The following is a 15,434-nucleotide window of genomic DNA, read 5'->3' as shown; positions in this document are numbered from 1 at the left end:
TTCTGGGAAACGATATTAAGACTGTTGAATCAATAGAATTAGTTGGTAATAATTATCCCTCTAGGGGAGCCGTACTTTTTAGCAATTGCATCCACTTGCATTTCTTGTTGTTGAATTCTTTGGTGGTATTTGTTGGTTGCATAATCTTCATCATGATAACCAGTTACTCCTGGCCATATAGTTCCAACTGTTTCCAAAGACTCGGCGATCGCTAACATCATGTTGGTTAAACTAGGAAACCATAAAAAGTCACGATCTTCTCTTTGTATCACAGGTGAGTTTGCAACCTGTGTTTCCGAACCAGCAATGGCTAGCCAGCCATTCTCATAGGAAACAAATGGGAGATACTTTGAATCATTAATAGATGAAGAATAATATCTTTCTGCCTCCTCAATAGACAGCCAATGAGCTAAGTCACAGGCGTTTCCTAAAAATCTCTCCAGCGCACAGGAATATGTAGGATTACTGTATGAACCATCGGAATCATACGTCATACCTACAGGTGCGCCGGCCCACTGATAAAATTCATATACTTCATCAGATAGCTGAAGTGGGAAAAAACTGAGTTCTCTTTCAATTTCTTCTCTGCGTCTATCTGGCTTGCTGAGATGACAGTAAATACTGATTCGCTCAAGAGCTTCGGTCATCATAGACATAGTTTATTACTCCAGAATGAACTTCAAAATGCTGCTATTATCTTGTCAAAATAACACATAATTATCATTGCCTAAACGGAGACTACCCAATTCCCAATGCCATATTTAACTCTCACCTAAATATGCTTTGCGAACAGTTTCATTTGACTGCAAATCGCTAGCACTACCGGCGACTACAACCTCACCAGTTTGGATCACATAGCCGCGGTGGGCTACACTTAAAGCCATGCGGGCGTTTTGTTCCACCAGTAAAATAGTTGTTCCTTGAGCATTAATATCGCGGACGATCGCAAAAATTTGACTCACTAGCATCGGCGCCAAGCCCATACTCGGCTCGTCCAATAACAGCAAACGGGGGCGCGACATCAAAGCGCGGGCGATCGCCAACATTTGCTGTTCCCCCCCGCTGAGAGTTCCCCCTTTTTGACTAATTCTTTCTCGCAAACGTGGGAATAAATTTAAAGCTTTTTCCATATCCGACTTGATACCGAGAGTATCGTTACGCAGATAAGCACCCATTTCCAGGTTTTCTTGTACAGTCATGCGCGGAAAAATCAGCCGCCCTTCTGGGCTTTGAGAAATGCCCAAACGGACGATCGCCTCTGTAGACAGCGATTCCAAAGGCTTACCCTCAAATAATACAGTGCCGCTGCGTGGGCGCAGCAATCCTTGAATCGTGCGGAGAGTGGTAGTCTTCCCCGCCCCGTTGCTACCAATTAATGTCACAACTTCTCCCTGCGAGACTGTGAGCGATACTCCTTTGAGAGCGTGGATATTTCCGTAGTACGTGTGAATGTCTTTGATTTCCAACATAATTACTCTTTCTGCTTTGTGCTTTGTTATATTATCCCGACTCATTATAAATTTTTATTGCATTTATTTAAAAAAAACCTTTTTTAGACTAAGCAGTATTTTTACTTAAATCAACACTCAGCGATCGCTCGAATACTATGTATTTTCAGAAGTTGTTGCCGCCAACTTTACAGAACTTTTAATCAAACAAAGGATTTCTTGACAGTAACTTTACAACTATCTCTAAGTAAAGAGATAGTATGAATACGTAAGGGAAACCAACCGCTATAAATCACAAAAAAAAACAGCAGAATAAATTCTGCAAATTTAAGGAAATTTATCATGCAATTCAATCACAGCACCGGAGCAATCGCATTTTTATTAGTAACTCCTTTAGTAACTGGCTTGACTGTAGGTATAGCGCCCAGCAATGCTGCCACAATAGCAGGTTCTACCGCACAAGTAATCATTAACAACTTCAGTCACAGACCCACAGAGACAGATACATCTACTGACATTAACACTGCTACAATAGCTAACGACGGTGTTGTGATTAGCCAAGCCAACGCTGATGCAGCTTTTATATCTAACTGTCACGAATTGCTGGCAAAAAATCTCTCCAAGAGTGAAGTCGCAGGTAGCGGCAGCAACTATGCAGGTTTAGCCCAAAGCCAAGCCTCAGTGATCGGCGACTTCGAGATTGACGCCAAAGAAACTTTTTCCTTCGCTGTTAAGACAGATTTAAATCTTTTCTCATCAGTTGACAACCGCCAATCGGAACGCGCCAGCGCCAGGGGAAGTATATTTTTTGGATTGATTGACACTGTTACCAACATTTTGTTAGATTCTGTCCAAATAACCAGCAGTTTAGACTCTTCTGATGGCTTCACTCGCAACGTATACAGCAGCAGCAAAAACTTCGATTTCAGCGCAATTAAGTTAACTTTGAGGCCACCTTATCAACAAGCAAACACAATAGAAAGCCTCTTCTTTACTTCTTGGAGATATTCGCGAACATTCGAGAGCGCCACTAGCTTGAGATTAGTAGAAATTAAGAACAATCTCGCAGAAGTACAAGCAGAAGCACGAGCAGAAGCAGTTCCCGAACCCAGCACAATATTAGGTACTACAATGTTTTTAGCATTGTTAGTCAGGGCGCGAAAACTCAAGAATAAATTGTCTGAGGCCCCATTAAAAGTTTAGGAAAAATCCCGAATATCGAGCCGTAGCACCTCAGAGCGCGTCGGGTTGATTAAGAGGGCAAAAATGGTTCGTAGGGCGGACTTCGGTTTTCTGCTTTTTGCGGACCCAAGTCCGCACTACGAACCTTGTTTGTTTGGCTTTTTGCGGACCCAAGTCCGCACTACGAACCTTGTTTGTTTGGCTTTTTGCGGACCCAAGTCCGCACTACGAACCTTGTTTGTTTGGCTTTTTGCGGACTGAAGTCCGCACTACGAACCTTCTTTATTGCGGTCAATTGACCGGACATGATATCGCTTATCTGTCGGCGCCCAATAACAGACAAGATTGTAAAAGTTTTTGCTATCAAATTTTAGGATGCTGCTCAGAGCAGCCTCCCACAATAAAAATTGTGGGACGTTGCTCTGAGCAGCGTCCTTATTATTTTTGCCAAATCTAACCATTACCCGTTAGCATCTTCTTCTTTTCCCAAATATGCCTCAATCACGCGAGGATTTGCGCGAACTTCTGCGGGAGTTCCCTCAGCAATTTTAGTACCGTATTCCATCACACTCACGCGATCGCTAATTCCCATCACCACCTTCATATCGTGTTCAATCAGCAAAATGCTCAACTCCAACTCATCGCGAATCCGGTAAATAAACCGAGTTAAATCAGCCGTTTCATTCGGGTTCATCCCCGCCGTCGGTTCGTCTAACAGCAGCACTTTCGGATCGGAAGCCAAAGCCCTGGCAATTTCCAATCTGCGCTGGTCGCCGTAGGAAAGGTTTTTTGCCAACTCCGGCGCTTTCTTCACGCCTAAACCGACAAAATCCAGCATATTCAGGGCTTTTATTTTAGCTTCCCGTTCCTCGGCGATCGCAGTCGGAGGGCGGAGGATTGCACCCAACAAACCTGTCTTCATTCTGCTGTGTCTGCCTACCAAAATATTATCCAGCACAGTCATGTTGTTAAACAAGCGGATATTTTGAAAGGTTCTAGCAATCCCGAAACTTGTCAGGCGATCGGGTGGTAAACCGGTGATATTCTTGTTTTCTAGCAACAAGTTACCGGCACTCGGTTTGTAGATACCTGTCAACATATTAAAAAATGTAGTTTTTCCCGCACCGTTGGGGCCGATCAAACTGGCGATCGAGCCTTTTTCCAAGCTTAAACTAACTTGGTTGACCGCAGTCAAACCGCCGAATCTCATTGTAAGTTGTTGTGCTTCTAATAGTGACATTTTAGTGTGTTTCCTTAATATTAGTTTTGATCTTCTCCGGTAGGGTGCGTGACTGCAAATAGATTTAGGCGGAGTCTAGCAGGCCTCTGGCGTCACGCACCTTTCTGAATACATCAGGATTTGAGCCTCAAATTTGTGATTTTGGGTAGTTTTTGTTATACCAATTTTTCTTTGCGAATGCAACATTAGTCGTAGGGTGCGTCGCCACGAAAAATTCCGAACTAAATATCGACAATCTAGCAGCGACGCACCTTGAAAAATGATTGAGGAAATAAACCAAACACTTCTTTTGTAGCAAAAATTTGTAAAAATGGTATTACTTGGATTTGGTAAGGTGCGTCAGCATAATATTGTTTGACTTGAGTCAAATCTCTGGATTGACGCACCCTACTGCATTCTCTAATGTACACACAAAATAGAACTTAAACAGATTAGATTGCAGGGTACGGCCAGGACGATATTGTGCGTGCAAATCTGCCGTGGAGAAGTTCTCAATAAGTTTGAGATTGAGTTCGTCAGCTAAAGTGGCAATCTTTTCAAACCCAGTAATCCACGGTGTATACATACTTTCGTATTTATCTATGTAATCATTGATATCTTGGTAGCCAGTGGTTCTCAAAATCACCTGCTCCGACATATAATCAAAAGACAATCGAAAATCATTAACATTGTCGCGAATTTGTTCTAACACAAATATTACATCTTTTTTAGCAATCAAAGTAGTGTTGCCTTCCCACAAAAAATATGTCGGTAGCTCTAAATTAAATTCGCTCTGTTTCAGCAAGGATATTAAACCGTCTTTTACGTAATCGCCGGGAATGTAGCGCACATTTGCATTGACATTGTAAGCTTTGAGAGTTTTGGCTTTTAATTCCAGTGTAGTGCTATCGTCTATTTCAAAATAAGTTGCTTTTTCTCCATTAATTCTCGCAGCGCGAGTATCCAAGCCCGAGCCTAAAATAACTACTTGCTTACAACCTCCTAAAATTTGATTTGACAAAACGTCATCAAAATATTTAGTCCGCAGCTTAACCATTTCTTTGGCCGCGGGAGAGTTCTTAGCTATTTTTGTAGCTATTTCTTTTGTTTCATCATTCAGCCATATTTTTACTATATTATCAGTGTAAAGCGGGGCTGTTTCTTCATTTTCTTCGGCTCTAAATTCCGCAACTATAAAAGCAGTACCAGTGACATTGCTCATGGCTAATGTTTCATCCTTACTATTGACTTCTGGCATCAGCTAAAGACTCATTGTTTGTTTCACTATCTGAATGAAGTTCTGCTTGGTGAATCTTATCCGGAATCAGCCCTTCTGGCCGCACGATCATCATGACAACTAGGGTTAAACCGAATAGAAATAAGCGCAGTTGAATAGGGTCTAAACTGGTTGCTAAAAAGTCGGCTAACTGGGGAATGGCAATTCTGGGAAGTACAAAGGTGTTCAGAAAACCTTTGAGGACTTGTGCTAGTTGGGGTAGATAAAGCCGATCGGCAGACATGATAATGATACCGCCCAAAATTACGCCTGTCATGTTGCCCAACCCGCCTAAAATCACCATACACAGGATGATCACCGAGACGGAGAAGTCGAAGACGCTGGGGAAAATTGCGCTGATGTACGCGGCGTAAAATGCGCCCGCAAAGCCGGAAAACGTCGCTCCCATTGCAAAAGCCGAAAGTTTGGTTTTGACCAGGTTAATGCCCATCGCACTCGCCGCTAATTCGTCTTCGCGCATGGCATTCCAGGCCCGTCCCAAGCGGGAATCTCGCAGCCGCGAAATCATGAAGTAGGCGAAGACAACGAGCAGTAAAATTAGGTAGTACCAGGGAAAGTAGTTACCGGTGCTGAATGTGCCGATGATGGGGAGAGATGGACGCCCGATCGGGTTTATGCCCGCTTCGCCGCCGGTGAGGTTAAAAGGTCGATCGCACCCAACGAGACACAGCACCAATTCTGGCTTACCCAAAACAGAAGCGACAATCTTCGAGATTGGTTCGTCGATCCGAATCGCGGTTAAATTCCGAAATACCACCGGGATAATTTCGCCAAAACCGAGGGTAACAATTGCTAAATAATCGCCCTTGAGGCGCAGTGTCGGAATGCCCAAGATCACGCCCGCAATTCCAGCTACAGCCGCGGCGATCGGCAAAACCACCCAAAAATTCCAAGCAATATTTATCTGCCCGGAAGATAGCAAAGCCGTCGTGTAAGCGCCGATCGCAAAAAACGCCGCATATCCCAAATCCAACAAACCCGCAAAACCCACAGTAATATTCAAACCCAGGGCCAGCATAATAAAGATTTGAATCTGTACTACCGTAGCAATCCAGCCGGTCTTAGCCTGAAGATCGATAAACGGAAACAGAATTAAGATAAAAGCTAATGTTACCAGAGTTGCTTGCCGCTGGCGTTCTTGCGGCAAACCTTGCAAAGCGCCCATTAATGTAGCTGTCAAAAGTGCGATCGTCAAACTGCAAATTCCGTACAGTAGAGTAGTCGGCAAATCCACAGCAGATTGACCCGAAAAAGGTCGAACTAAAACCCCTTCCAGCACGCTAGCAACCAACAGCCAAACGCCCAATCCCAAACCCGCCAAACTGCCGACAGTCGCACCCATTATCGGGCTTTGCACCTTCTGATTTTGACAACTCATGAAGCCCGCAGCCGTGCCCATCAGCCACCCGATCACGGTGCCACTCCAACCGCCGAATAGTATAACAGTCAAAAAGGCGATCGCCCCTAATATACCGCTCGATTTAATTGCTTGGATTATTTTGTTTGACATAAGAAGAATCTGGAAGAGGGAAGGCCGGTAACGAGCAATGTACGGGATACGAACAGATCGATCTGCAAGCTGGCGATCGGGTTAGCTACAGTTTAGGATACTTTGGCTGCGATTGTTTGGGCAAAGCCATCGAAAATTGAAATATACTGGAACTGTTACCGCAACACAATTCAAAAGGGCGATCGCGATATGGTACAAGCTGCTCAAAAAACTATCACCCTGGACGAGTTTTTGCAACTCCCAGAAACCAAACCCGCTAGCGAATACATCAACGGTGCTATTTTAGAAAAACCTATGCCAAAAGGAAAACACAGCACAATTCAGGGAGAACTCATCACGACGGTTAATGCAGTGGGCAAACCTCAGCGGATTGCTTGGGCATTTCCAGAACTTCGCTGCACCTTTGGCGGACGTTCTATTATTCCCGATGTCGCTATTTTTGTGTGGAATCGCATTCCCCTAGATGCTGACGGCGAAATTGCCGATACATTTAATGCTCACCCAGATTGGACAATAGAAATTTTGTCCCCTGGCCAAAGCCAAACCAAAGTTATAAACAATATTTTGCACTGTTTGAATGCAGGTTGTCAGATGGGTTGGTTGCTCGATCCTGATGAAAAAAACATTTTAGCTTATCCCGCAGGGCAGCAGCCGATCGCACTGCAAGAACCGACAGATATACTTCCAATTCCCGAATTTATGGGGGAAATGCAGTTGACTTTGGGCGAAGTTTTTGGCTGGTTGAAACCAGGGAATATCTAATTTCATAGCGCAGGTTAACTCGATATTTCGCGATCGTATTTTCAGGCGATCGCAATTATGATAAGTATCTTTTGCCATTGTTTCAACCCCGAAACTTCAAACCTTCTCCTGAACATTCTCACCCAACAAACCGCCAGGACGAAAAGCCAAAATAACCACCAAAACCCCAAACACCCAAGCATTAGTCCAGCGGCTCGACAAATACTGATCGCTCAAAGACGAAAGCACCCCAATCAAAACTCCTCCTAACATCGCCCCGACAATATTGCCAATTCCACCCAAAACCGCCGCCGTAAAAGCCCTCAATCCTGCCGTAAAACCCATCGTAAAAACAATAGTATTGTTATACAAACCAACCAGAATTCCAGCCGAACCAGCCAAAGCTCCCCCGATCAAAAAAGTTAGAGCAATAATCTGATCGACATTAATTCCCATGATTTTAGCAGCATCGCGACTTTGAGCAGTTGCCCGCATCGCCTTTCCCAGACGAGTGTACTGCACAAACACATGAAGCAAAACCATCAATACCAAAGCCACCACCAACACAATTAAATCCTTAGTGGTAAACACAATACTTGTTTGAATTCCCAAAACTTTGAGAATATTAACTCGCGGCAACAAATCGGGGAAGCTTTTCGGAGCAGCCGAATTAGAACCCATCACCGGAATAAAAGCTTTCAATCCTCCCCAAAATAATCCCATATTTTGGAATATAAACGAAACCCCGATCGCCGAAATTAACGGAGCCAAGCGAGGAGCATTGCGCAACGGCCGATAAGCATACTTTTCGACAACAATATTCAGTCCAGCACAAAACAGCGAACATACAACCAAAGCGACTAACATCACCGGTATCGCAACAGCTAAAGGTGCGCCGTCTTGAATCCCAAAAGCTCCAAACACTGTCAGCGAAGCAAAAGCACCCAACATATACAAATCGCCGTGAGCAAAATTGATTAACTCAATAATGCCGTAAACCATCGTATAACCTAAAGCAATAATCGCAATCAGCGCCCCATTGACCAAGCCTACTAATAATTGTTGGATTAAAACCTCAGGACTGCTAGCTATTTCCCCAATAATTTTGGGCAAGTCAAATCCGGCGATCGGCCCTAACAACAAAACTATGTACGCTACACCTATATATAAGAGAATACTTTTCCAGTTTTTCATGTTTTTTGGCGATCGATCGGTGGTAATAGGTTTGTAGTGAGGACTTCAGTCCTTCCAAATTTAACTATAAGGACTAAAGTCCTTACTACAAACCAAAAAATTAGGTTTGTAGTGAGGACTTCAGTCCTTCCAAATTTGATTATAAGGACTTCAGTCCTTCCAAATTTGATTATAAGGACTAAAGTCCTTACTACAAACCGAAAAATTAGGTTTGTAGTGAGGACTTCAGTCCTTCCAAATTTGATTATAAGGACTTCAGTCATTCCAAATTTAACTATAAGGACTAAAGTCCTTACTACAAACCGATTAGGAATTACTCCTGACTAATTATTCCGCCTTCAGGGCGCTCACAAACTCCCACTTGCCGCCTTTAACAACATTTCCTGACATTACAGCCAAGCTCGTGTCGCCGTTAGCGTCAAAACTCCAATTGCCAAGTACCCCGTTAAAATCCTTAGTTGCCAAGACAGCATCGCGGATCGCAGCCCGATCGTTTTTGCAGACTTTATTAATTGCTGCGATCGCCACTTTAGCAGATTCATAAGCATAAGCTGCATAAGCTTCCGGTTCAGCATTATATTTTGCCTTGTAACTTTCGTACCACTTGGCGCCCTCACCAGTCAATTCTTTAGGAGGCAAGCCACCAAAAGTAGCATAAACACCCTCAGCATCTTTGCCTCCAGCATCAATTAAAGCTTGCTCCTTAATGCCGTCGGGGCCCATCAACTTAACCGCCTCAGCAGTCATCCCGACATTTCTCATGTCTTTAATTATTTGTCCGGCGTTGCTCTGAGTAGTGCCACCGAAGTAAATCATGTCTGGATTTAAAGCTTTGATCTTATTCATTAGCGCCTTGTAGTCGCTAGCTTTGATATCAATCCCCTCCCGGCCGAGGACTTGAATGCCCAACTTTTTAGCAGTTGCTTCAAAAACGTCAGCAATACCTTTACCGTAAAGTTCTTGGTCGTCCAAAATGAAGACTTTTTGCACGCCTAAAGATTTCGCCCAGTTACCGGCGACAGAACCTTGAAGGTCGTCAGCAGGCACAACCCGGGTAAAATTGCGAGTACCTGCGGGATAATAAACGTTGGGTTCTTTCGGTTCACCTTTTCCCGGTTTAGTCAGTCCCGGATAAGTGTTCGCCGGACTGATCATCACAACGTTAGCTTGGTTGAGCACGGGAATCGAAAGTTTTGCTGCACCGGAGTTATAGTGACCGATGGCAGCAACTACCGAACCGTCAGCGGCCACTTTGTTAGAGTTGGATGTTACTTGGGACGGGTCCCATTTGCCGGCGGCGGCGGTGGCGTCATCAAGAACTTCGTATTCGATTTTGATTTTACCGTCGCAAGCTTTGGAGTCGGTTTCGGCGAGTGCTTGTTTGATGCCGTTGACCATTGTTTGAGCTTGACCCAAGGCGCTGCCTGTCATGGGGAGCATGGAGACTATTTTGACAGTATTTGGGTCTCCGGGGGTGCTGACAGCGACGGGAGTGGCTGCGGGAGTTGATCCCGGAGTGCTGCCGGGAGTTGTTGTGGCGGTGGGTGTTTGAGGACTTTGACAGCTAGCGCAAAGAGAGGCTATGCCGGCAGCTAAAAGTATTTTCCGCAATCGTGGTACACGGAGATTCTCGGTTGTGTGCGTTTTTGAGGGTGTGGCACTTTTGCCTGATTTCTGGGAAAAGTTCATAGGTTGGTTGGTTTGTTGCTTCTGTTTTTGCATATTCTTCACTGTTGTGAGTATGTAGTCAAGAGTTAGCACATATTTCAAAAATTTGGGTTAGATACAGTCAATCGTCTGGATATATTTGGTATTGTGCGATCGCACTTTGGATTTCTTGGGCCGAGACATTTGCTTGTTCTGATTTTGAGTAAATTAGGTGTAAAACAAATTGATTCGCTGATTCAACTTGATAAATCAAACGATAACCACCGCTCTTACCAACTTGGGCATCACTGTTTTTAGCCCGAACTTTGTAAACGAGGTATTGAGTGTGCCTGTAATCTGGTTTCCTATGAAGTTCCCTTGGATAATCTCATCGAGGACAGGCTGAATATCGGTTTGAATTTGGTGATACTTTCTCTTCGAGTCCTTTGAGACGACGTTTGAATAGTGCTGTGAATTTGAGTTGGACTAGCATATCAGACATTGATGCCGTCCCAGAGTTCTGATATGGGGAAAGTTTGTCCCGATGAGGCTTGGTGGAGGGAGGCTTTCAGATCCGCGAGGATTTTGTCGTTGGAGTCGGTGTCTGAGTCAAAATCTGAGTCGAAGTCTGGGGCGATCGCAGATTGTGTCCGACTGGTCAAAAATTCCAGGAATGTCAGGGTTTGCTCTAAAAGCGGTTCAGGAGTCCGTTCGATCGCTTCGAGAAGGCGTTGTTTAATTGGTGACATAATACGACCTCTAAATCTATATCCTCTCATTTTATTGTTTCCGCGATCGCTCCTGTGACTAGCATGGTCTATCGTTCCCAAGCTGTGCCTGGGAATACTTACCCGGAGGAAGAGCCTCCAGCACACGAGGCTCTTCCTCGGTAAATGCGTTTCCAGGCACAGCTTGGGAACCAGTTAACCAGTTAAATAAAAATATCAGTATTCTAGAGATAATTACTGCTCTGTTTAGCCCAAAGTAACCATTATGTACCCGCCAGAATCTGAAAAGTCAGTCAGCCATACCCGCGATGTTACCATCAACATTCGAGTTCAGCCGAATCAACTCGATCTAATCGATCGCGCGGCGCAACTACAAGGAAAAAGCCGATCGCAGTTTATACTTGAATCAGCTTACCAAAAAGCTCAAAATATTCTTCTTAACAGATATTTTTTCGGGCTAAATGAACTCAAATTTAAACATTTTTTGGCGCTGGTTGATGCACCGCCGATACCAAATCAGCAGCTAAACGCATTACTAAAAACAAAATCTCCGTGGGATTAGAGCGAGATTTAGACAAACTCTGCCCGCCCGAAAATCTGATGTTATTGGCTCTCGTTGGAGGTTTTCTAGCGCATGATTGAGTTGCAGTCAGATTTAGAATACGTGTTGAACGATCGCCTAAAAGTCTCTCTAGATGCAAACTCAACAATTTTGCCAGCGCTGGAACATTGTTGAGTTTGCCCTGTTTGGCTCAGTGCTGCGGGATGACTTTCGCCCTGATAGCGATGTGGATGTATTAGTTACCTATGAGCCATCGCACCGCCTCACGCTTTCTCATTTATTGGGAATGCAGGAGGAGATAGAGGATTTATTTCACCGTTGTGTGGATTTGGTGGAAAAGAAGCAGTTAAAAAATCCCTATCGGCGATCGAACATTTTGAAAACCTATCGAGTGATTTATGCAACCCAACCAGCGGGATAGTCCTTCACTTTGGGACATGGCGCAGGCAATCCGTCGGATTCAGGAGTTTACGGCTGATATCGCTTACAGTTGCATAGGAATGATTTAACCGCAGAGAGCGCAGAGGGCACAGAGTTCGAGAAGAGAGAGGAGATTCCTTATGGACAAATTTGTTGAACACGATCCTCGCTGTGGCCTCGGGACAAAGGGCCAGTGGTGGAGCGAGCCACAAGACATCGCTTTAGCCCGCGCCCCTGCGTTCGCTCAACGCTTCTTCGCTGAAGTGTTCAAGGAATTCCCAGCATTGGCAACAAGCGTCGTTTTCTTGCTATGGTGTGTTCAGCCAGACCACCTCTACGCAGTATTTAACTTCTCTAGCGGTGGGTTCAGCGTGCAGATCGATCCACTCCTGGAGTACATCATAGTGTGGGGGGCGGGCGAGCACGCGGAGTATGGCGATTGGATGGGCGATCGGTTAACAGATGCGCTCGATCATGTCCGTACCAAGCGTGTGGTGGTTTGAGAGTTTGTCTAATGCGGTTGAGTGATGCTGTCGATTACGAGCTGTTCCCCAATATCAGCTAGACTGCGAAATCAAATCCGAATCTTTCTTTTCCTTTGACCGATCGACACTAAAGTCTTCATAGTACGATCGCTCAGTATTCACATCCCACAAATCGTGTTTTTCCCCAAGCAAATTTCTCGCCGCCAGCATCCCCGTCAGCATTGAATGGTCTTGATTGTTGTATCGGTGCATACCATTTCGCCCGATCGTCTGCAAATTCTCCATCCCACTCAAAAAAGCTTCCAAAACCCGCAAATGTCCACGATATTCCGCATCGTAAACAGGGTAAGCCTTCGGCTGCCGCAGCACCACCCCATCTTCAACATCCGCAGCTTTTGCCAAACCCAACTGTACCAACTCGCGAGTTGCTAACTCCACAAGTGCAGCATCCGACATTTCCCAAAGTTCCTCGCCTTCATTGCAAAAATATTCCATTCCCAAACAAGTTTTGCTCGCATCGGGAACCAATGCAGCACTCCAATTCTTAAAATTCTGAATCCGCCCAACTTTTACTTCGGGAGAATGAATGTAAATCCAGTTGTCAGGAAACAAACTTGGGCGATCGACAATCAGCGATACAATCAAGAAATCTCGATATTTGAGCGATCGCGCCGCGTGCAACACCTCTTCAGGCGGCTGCGGTTTCAGCCGTGCTACCAGCGCCGATATCGGCATACTCGTAATGAAATTATCCGCCGAATATTGAACTAATTCTCCGTTATGTTCAGCAGTAATACTTGTAATTTTATTACCTTCACGCTCAAAACTAATCACCTTAGTATCGAGATAAACTTTGCCCTCTTTAGCTTCCACAGCTTCCGCAAACTTTTCCCACATCATCCCCGGCCCCAAAGCCGGATAGTCAAACTCTTTGATTAAAGTTTTAGTATCATTGCTGCCAAACAAAGCATTAATAATCGCCGTTGTCAGAGACAACCCTTTAATCCGCTGCGCCGCCCAATCTGCTTGAATTTCCGAACATGGAATTCCCCAGACTTTTTCAGTATAAGTCTTAAAAAATGTTTGATACAAGCGTTCGCCAAAGCGATTAATAGTCCACTGTTCAAAAGTTTCTTCTTTCGGAAGTGGCCAGATTCTAACTTGCAGATAGCTCAAAATAATCAGCGCACTCTCAATTATCCCCAAATTAAACAGAGTATTGAACGCACTAATCGGATAGTTGAAAAATTTACCGCGATAAAAAATTCTCGACAAACGTGGCACTTTAATAAACTCATTTCCCAGTACCTCTTGCCACAACTGCTGCACGGCTGAAACTTTAGTATAAAAACGGTGGCCGCCAATGTCAAAACGGTAGCCTTTGTAGGTTTCGGTGCGCGCCAACCCGCCAACTTTATCTCCTTTTTCCAGTACAACAGGGATGATGCCTTGCTTTACCAGCTCGTAGGCAGCCGTTAAACCCGCAGGCCCAGCACCGACGATCGCAACCGGATAATGTTTCACTCAGCCTACCTCCAGCTTTTTTATCGAACTATATCATTATTTATAACTTCTAAAATTAATAGATGCACCCGTGAATACCCTGATAAACTATCGCTCGCCTTGATGTTGAAGGACAATTTGCTTTGAATTATTCAGGGATACTGGCAGGTTAATGTTATCAGTCAAGGGCTTTTTTTGGGATAAGTGACGACCCGTGCCGATCGCAAATGCCAGTCCGCTGTAAAAATAGAAAAGCCAATGCCAAGGAATGGTTTTTAGCGCAAATAAGATACCGTGTTTTTGCTGAAAAAATCGATAAAGCTCTGCATTAATTGCTACTAATGGTATTGCCAGCAACCCAGCCAATAGCAGAAAGTTCAGCGACCAACACGTCGCCACAACTGCCAGCAGCATTGAATAAGTTAAAACTACACTGATGCGGTTTGAGACTTGCAAGTTTAGGTCATTATTCAATTGGCGATCGCGCCAAATCAGTTCAGTCCAAGGCAGCGCTCGGTAAAAAAAGTCAGCTTTCACCATCCCTACCGCTTCCCACCGCTTTAAATGCTTCACCTGCAATGTTTTACACAACCTAATTTTATAACCAGCTTGTTTCAAACGGTAGCCCAGCTCAATATCCTCGATCGAAGCTTGGCGGTAACTCTCATTAAACCCGCCCATCTGCAAAAAAATTTCCCGACGAATGACTCCGCAAGCGCCCCAAAAAGTCGAAGCTTCTTCGTTAGCTGTTTGGTGCACGTAGTGGTGCAGCAAGTTTCTGTACTGCGATAGAAAATCTGGATCTCCAGGAGCATCGTCATAGGAGCCGATCAAAGCAGCCAAGTAGGGATTATTTTTGAACACCGATTTGGCATAACCGATAGCTTCAGGACAAACCGCGACATCAGCATCCACAAAAAACAGAATATCTCCCTTCGCAGCTTGTGCTCCCAAATTTCTCGCTCGGGCTGGGCCGCCACATTCGGGAATTCTGATGACTTTGGCGCCGAATTCCTTAGCCAGACGCCAAGAACCGTCGCTTTCCCCATCTGCTACTACAATAATCTCGATCGGTCTCGGTACAGCTTGAGCCAGTTTTGACAAACAGGTGCGGAAGTAAGCTCCCCCGTTGTGGACAGGGATAATTACGGATACAGTTGGTTCTTTGGTATAAATCATTACCGATGTTGTTTTAAATTGCATGGAAAACAAATGATTGAATTTCAATGCTCCTACTTTACCAAGGGTAAAATCAGCTCTACTTTTTTGTTTATAACCCGATTTCTGTTTCTCTTCAACTATATTTTTTGTTAGCACTGTAGACTGCTTTTATCCCCATTCATGACTGTATTCTAAGCCACATCTGGCTGAGACTCACCTGATGAAGACAACAGCTTTACGAAATCTTTATATATATCATTGTTTTTGTAAACCTGATAAAAAGCCCCACTAGCCATCGTATTCGAGAGTATTCCACCACACAAGAATTTGATTTTTT

15 protein-coding genes are annotated in these 15,434 nt (G+C 44.5%); 5 read left to right on the top strand and 10 right to left on the bottom strand.

Annotated elements, in window-relative coordinates; all coding sequences use genetic code 11:
• Nucleotides 1–38: 38 nt before the first annotated feature.
• A complete protein-coding gene (locus QZW47_RS23145; protein WP_293132109.1) occupies nt 39–650 on the bottom strand; it encodes a hypothetical protein in 612 nt (203 codons plus the stop codon).
• Nucleotides 651–761: 111 nt separating this feature from the next.
• Complete coding sequence (locus QZW47_RS23140; RefSeq protein ID WP_293132144.1) at nt 762–1,469, bottom strand: ABC transporter ATP-binding protein; 708 nt, start codon at nt 1,467–1,469, stop codon at nt 762–764.
• A 321-nt stretch (nt 1,470–1,790) separates the two neighbouring features.
• Between QZW47_RS23140 and QZW47_RS23135 the strand changes: the two genes are divergently transcribed.
• Nucleotides 1,791–2,651, top strand: coding sequence for a PEP-CTERM sorting domain-containing protein (locus tag QZW47_RS23135; protein WP_293132106.1), 861 nt, complete (start codon nt 1,791–1,793; stop codon nt 2,649–2,651).
• Nucleotides 2,652–3,090: 439 nt separating this feature from the next.
• On the opposite strand, the gene QZW47_RS23130 is transcribed toward QZW47_RS23135, so the two are convergent.
• The 3 genes from QZW47_RS23130 to QZW47_RS23120 form a co-directional block, all read right to left on the bottom strand.
• Complete coding sequence (locus tag QZW47_RS23130; protein WP_293132103.1) at nt 3,091–3,870, bottom strand: ABC transporter ATP-binding protein; 780 nt, start codon at nt 3,868–3,870, stop codon at nt 3,091–3,093.
• Nucleotides 3,871–4,234: 364 nt separating this feature from the next.
• Nucleotides 4,235–5,107 (bottom strand): class I SAM-dependent methyltransferase, encoded by an 873-nt coding sequence (locus QZW47_RS23125; RefSeq protein WP_293132100.1) that lies wholly within the window; start codon nt 5,105–5,107, stop codon nt 4,235–4,237.
• Complete coding sequence (locus QZW47_RS23120; RefSeq protein ID WP_293132097.1) at nt 5,091–6,656, bottom strand: branched-chain amino acid ABC transporter permease; 1,566 nt, start codon at nt 6,654–6,656, stop codon at nt 5,091–5,093. Before QZW47_RS23120 ends, QZW47_RS23125 begins: the two co-directional genes overlap by 17 nt.
• A 189-nt stretch (nt 6,657–6,845) precedes the next feature.
• Here QZW47_RS23120 and QZW47_RS23115 point away from each other — a divergent pair, with 189 nt between their 5' ends.
• Nucleotides 6,846–7,418, top strand: a complete 573-nt coding sequence (locus QZW47_RS23115; RefSeq protein WP_293132141.1) for a Uma2 family endonuclease — start codon at nt 6,846–6,848, stop codon at nt 7,416–7,418.
• Nucleotides 7,419–7,514: 96 nt separating this feature from the next.
• On the opposite strand, the gene QZW47_RS23110 is transcribed toward QZW47_RS23115, so the two are convergent.
• From QZW47_RS23110 to QZW47_RS23100, 3 genes are all read right to left on the bottom strand, one after another.
• Nucleotides 7,515–8,591: a branched-chain amino acid ABC transporter permease gene (locus QZW47_RS23110; RefSeq protein ID WP_293132094.1), complete on the bottom strand. Its 1,077-nt coding sequence runs from the start codon at nt 8,589–8,591 to the stop codon at nt 7,515–7,517.
• A gap of 327 nt (nt 8,592–8,918) precedes the next feature.
• Entirely contained in the window at nt 8,919–10,313 is a 1,395-nt protein-coding gene (locus QZW47_RS23105) for a branched-chain amino acid ABC transporter substrate-binding protein (protein ID WP_293132091.1), read from the bottom strand.
• A 419-nt stretch (nt 10,314–10,732) separates the two neighbouring features.
• On the bottom strand, nt 10,733–10,987 hold the full coding sequence (locus QZW47_RS23100; protein ID WP_293132088.1) for a hypothetical protein: 255 nt from the start codon (nt 10,985–10,987) through the stop codon (nt 10,733–10,735).
• 244 nt (nt 10,988–11,231) lie between these two features.
• Between QZW47_RS23100 and QZW47_RS23095 the strand changes: the two genes are divergently transcribed.
• The 3 genes from QZW47_RS23095 to QZW47_RS23085 all read left to right on the top strand — a co-directional run bounded on the left by QZW47_RS23095 (nt 11,232) and on the right by QZW47_RS23085 (nt 12,451).
• Nucleotides 11,232–11,528 (top strand): DUF1778 domain-containing protein, encoded by a 297-nt coding sequence (locus QZW47_RS23095; RefSeq protein WP_293132085.1) that lies wholly within the window; start codon nt 11,232–11,234, stop codon nt 11,526–11,528.
• A 133-nt stretch (nt 11,529–11,661) separates the two neighbouring features.
• Nucleotides 11,662–11,949: a nucleotidyltransferase family protein gene (locus QZW47_RS23090; protein WP_293132082.1), complete on the top strand. Its 288-nt coding sequence runs from the start codon at nt 11,662–11,664 to the stop codon at nt 11,947–11,949.
• A 139-nt stretch (nt 11,950–12,088) separates the two neighbouring features.
• On the top strand, nt 12,089–12,451 hold the full coding sequence (locus QZW47_RS23085; protein ID WP_293132079.1) for a hypothetical protein: 363 nt from the start codon (nt 12,089–12,091) through the stop codon (nt 12,449–12,451).
• A gap of 54 nt (nt 12,452–12,505) precedes the next feature.
• Here the strand turns inward: QZW47_RS23085 and QZW47_RS23080 are convergent, their stop codons facing one another.
• Nucleotides 12,506–13,957, bottom strand: a complete 1,452-nt coding sequence (locus QZW47_RS23080; RefSeq protein ID WP_293132076.1) for an NAD(P)/FAD-dependent oxidoreductase — start codon at nt 13,955–13,957, stop codon at nt 12,506–12,508.
• An 87-nt stretch (nt 13,958–14,044) separates the two neighbouring features.
• Nucleotides 14,045–15,115 carry a glycosyltransferase family 2 protein gene (locus tag QZW47_RS23075; RefSeq protein ID WP_293132073.1) on the bottom strand — a complete coding sequence of 357 codons (1,071 nt, stop codon included), beginning with the start codon at nt 15,113–15,115 and terminating at the stop codon, nt 14,045–14,047.
• Nucleotides 15,116–15,434: the final 319 nt, after the last annotated feature.

The sequence above is a fragment of the Microcoleus sp. bin38.metabat.b11b12b14.051 genome (assembly GCF_013299165.1).
Lineage (GTDB): Bacteria > Cyanobacteriota > Cyanobacteriia > Cyanobacteriales > Microcoleaceae > Microcoleus.
The sequence above is the reverse complement of the archived record's forward strand: the minus strand, read 5'-3'. Positions and strand labels throughout refer to the sequence as shown.

What these genes read in the sequence shown, in the direction of transcription:
- QZW47_RS23115 (WP_293132141.1), top strand. Translation starts at nt 6,846, where the DNA reads ATGGTACAAGCTGCTCAAAAAACTATCACCCTGGACGAGTTTTTGCAA.
- QZW47_RS23075 (WP_293132073.1), bottom strand. Translation starts at nt 15,115, where the DNA reads ATGATTTATACCAAAGAACCAACTGTATCCGTAATTATCCCTGTCCAC.
- QZW47_RS23135 (WP_293132106.1), top strand. Translation starts at nt 1,791, where the DNA reads ATGCAATTCAATCACAGCACCGGAGCAATCGCATTTTTATTAGTAACT.
- QZW47_RS23125 (WP_293132100.1), bottom strand. Translation starts at nt 5,107, where the DNA reads ATGCCAGAAGTCAATAGTAAGGATGAAACATTAGCCATGAGCAATGTC.
- QZW47_RS23100 (WP_293132088.1), bottom strand. Translation starts at nt 10,987, where the DNA reads ATGTCACCAATTAAACAACGCCTTCTCGAAGCGATCGAACGGACTCCT.
- QZW47_RS23130 (WP_293132103.1), bottom strand. Translation starts at nt 3,870, where the DNA reads ATGTCACTATTAGAAGCACAACAACTTACAATGAGATTCGGCGGTTTG.
- QZW47_RS23085 (WP_293132079.1), top strand. Translation starts at nt 12,089, where the DNA reads ATGGACAAATTTGTTGAACACGATCCTCGCTGTGGCCTCGGGACAAAG.
- QZW47_RS23105 (WP_293132091.1), bottom strand. Translation starts at nt 10,313, where the DNA reads ATGCAAAAACAGAAGCAACAAACCAACCAACCTATGAACTTTTCCCAG.
- QZW47_RS23110 (WP_293132094.1), bottom strand. Translation starts at nt 8,591, where the DNA reads ATGAAAAACTGGAAAAGTATTCTCTTATATATAGGTGTAGCGTACATA.
- QZW47_RS23140 (WP_293132144.1), bottom strand. Translation starts at nt 1,469, where the DNA reads ATGTTGGAAATCAAAGACATTCACACGTACTACGGAAATATCCACGCT.
- QZW47_RS23120 (WP_293132097.1), bottom strand. Translation starts at nt 6,656, where the DNA reads ATGTCAAACAAAATAATCCAAGCAATTAAATCGAGCGGTATATTAGGG.
- QZW47_RS23090 (WP_293132082.1), top strand. Translation starts at nt 11,662, where the DNA reads ATGCAAACTCAACAATTTTGCCAGCGCTGGAACATTGTTGAGTTTGCC.
- QZW47_RS23145 (WP_293132109.1), bottom strand. Translation starts at nt 650, where the DNA reads ATGATGACCGAAGCTCTTGAGCGAATCAGTATTTACTGTCATCTCAGC.
- QZW47_RS23095 (WP_293132085.1), top strand. Translation starts at nt 11,232, where the DNA reads ATGTACCCGCCAGAATCTGAAAAGTCAGTCAGCCATACCCGCGATGTT.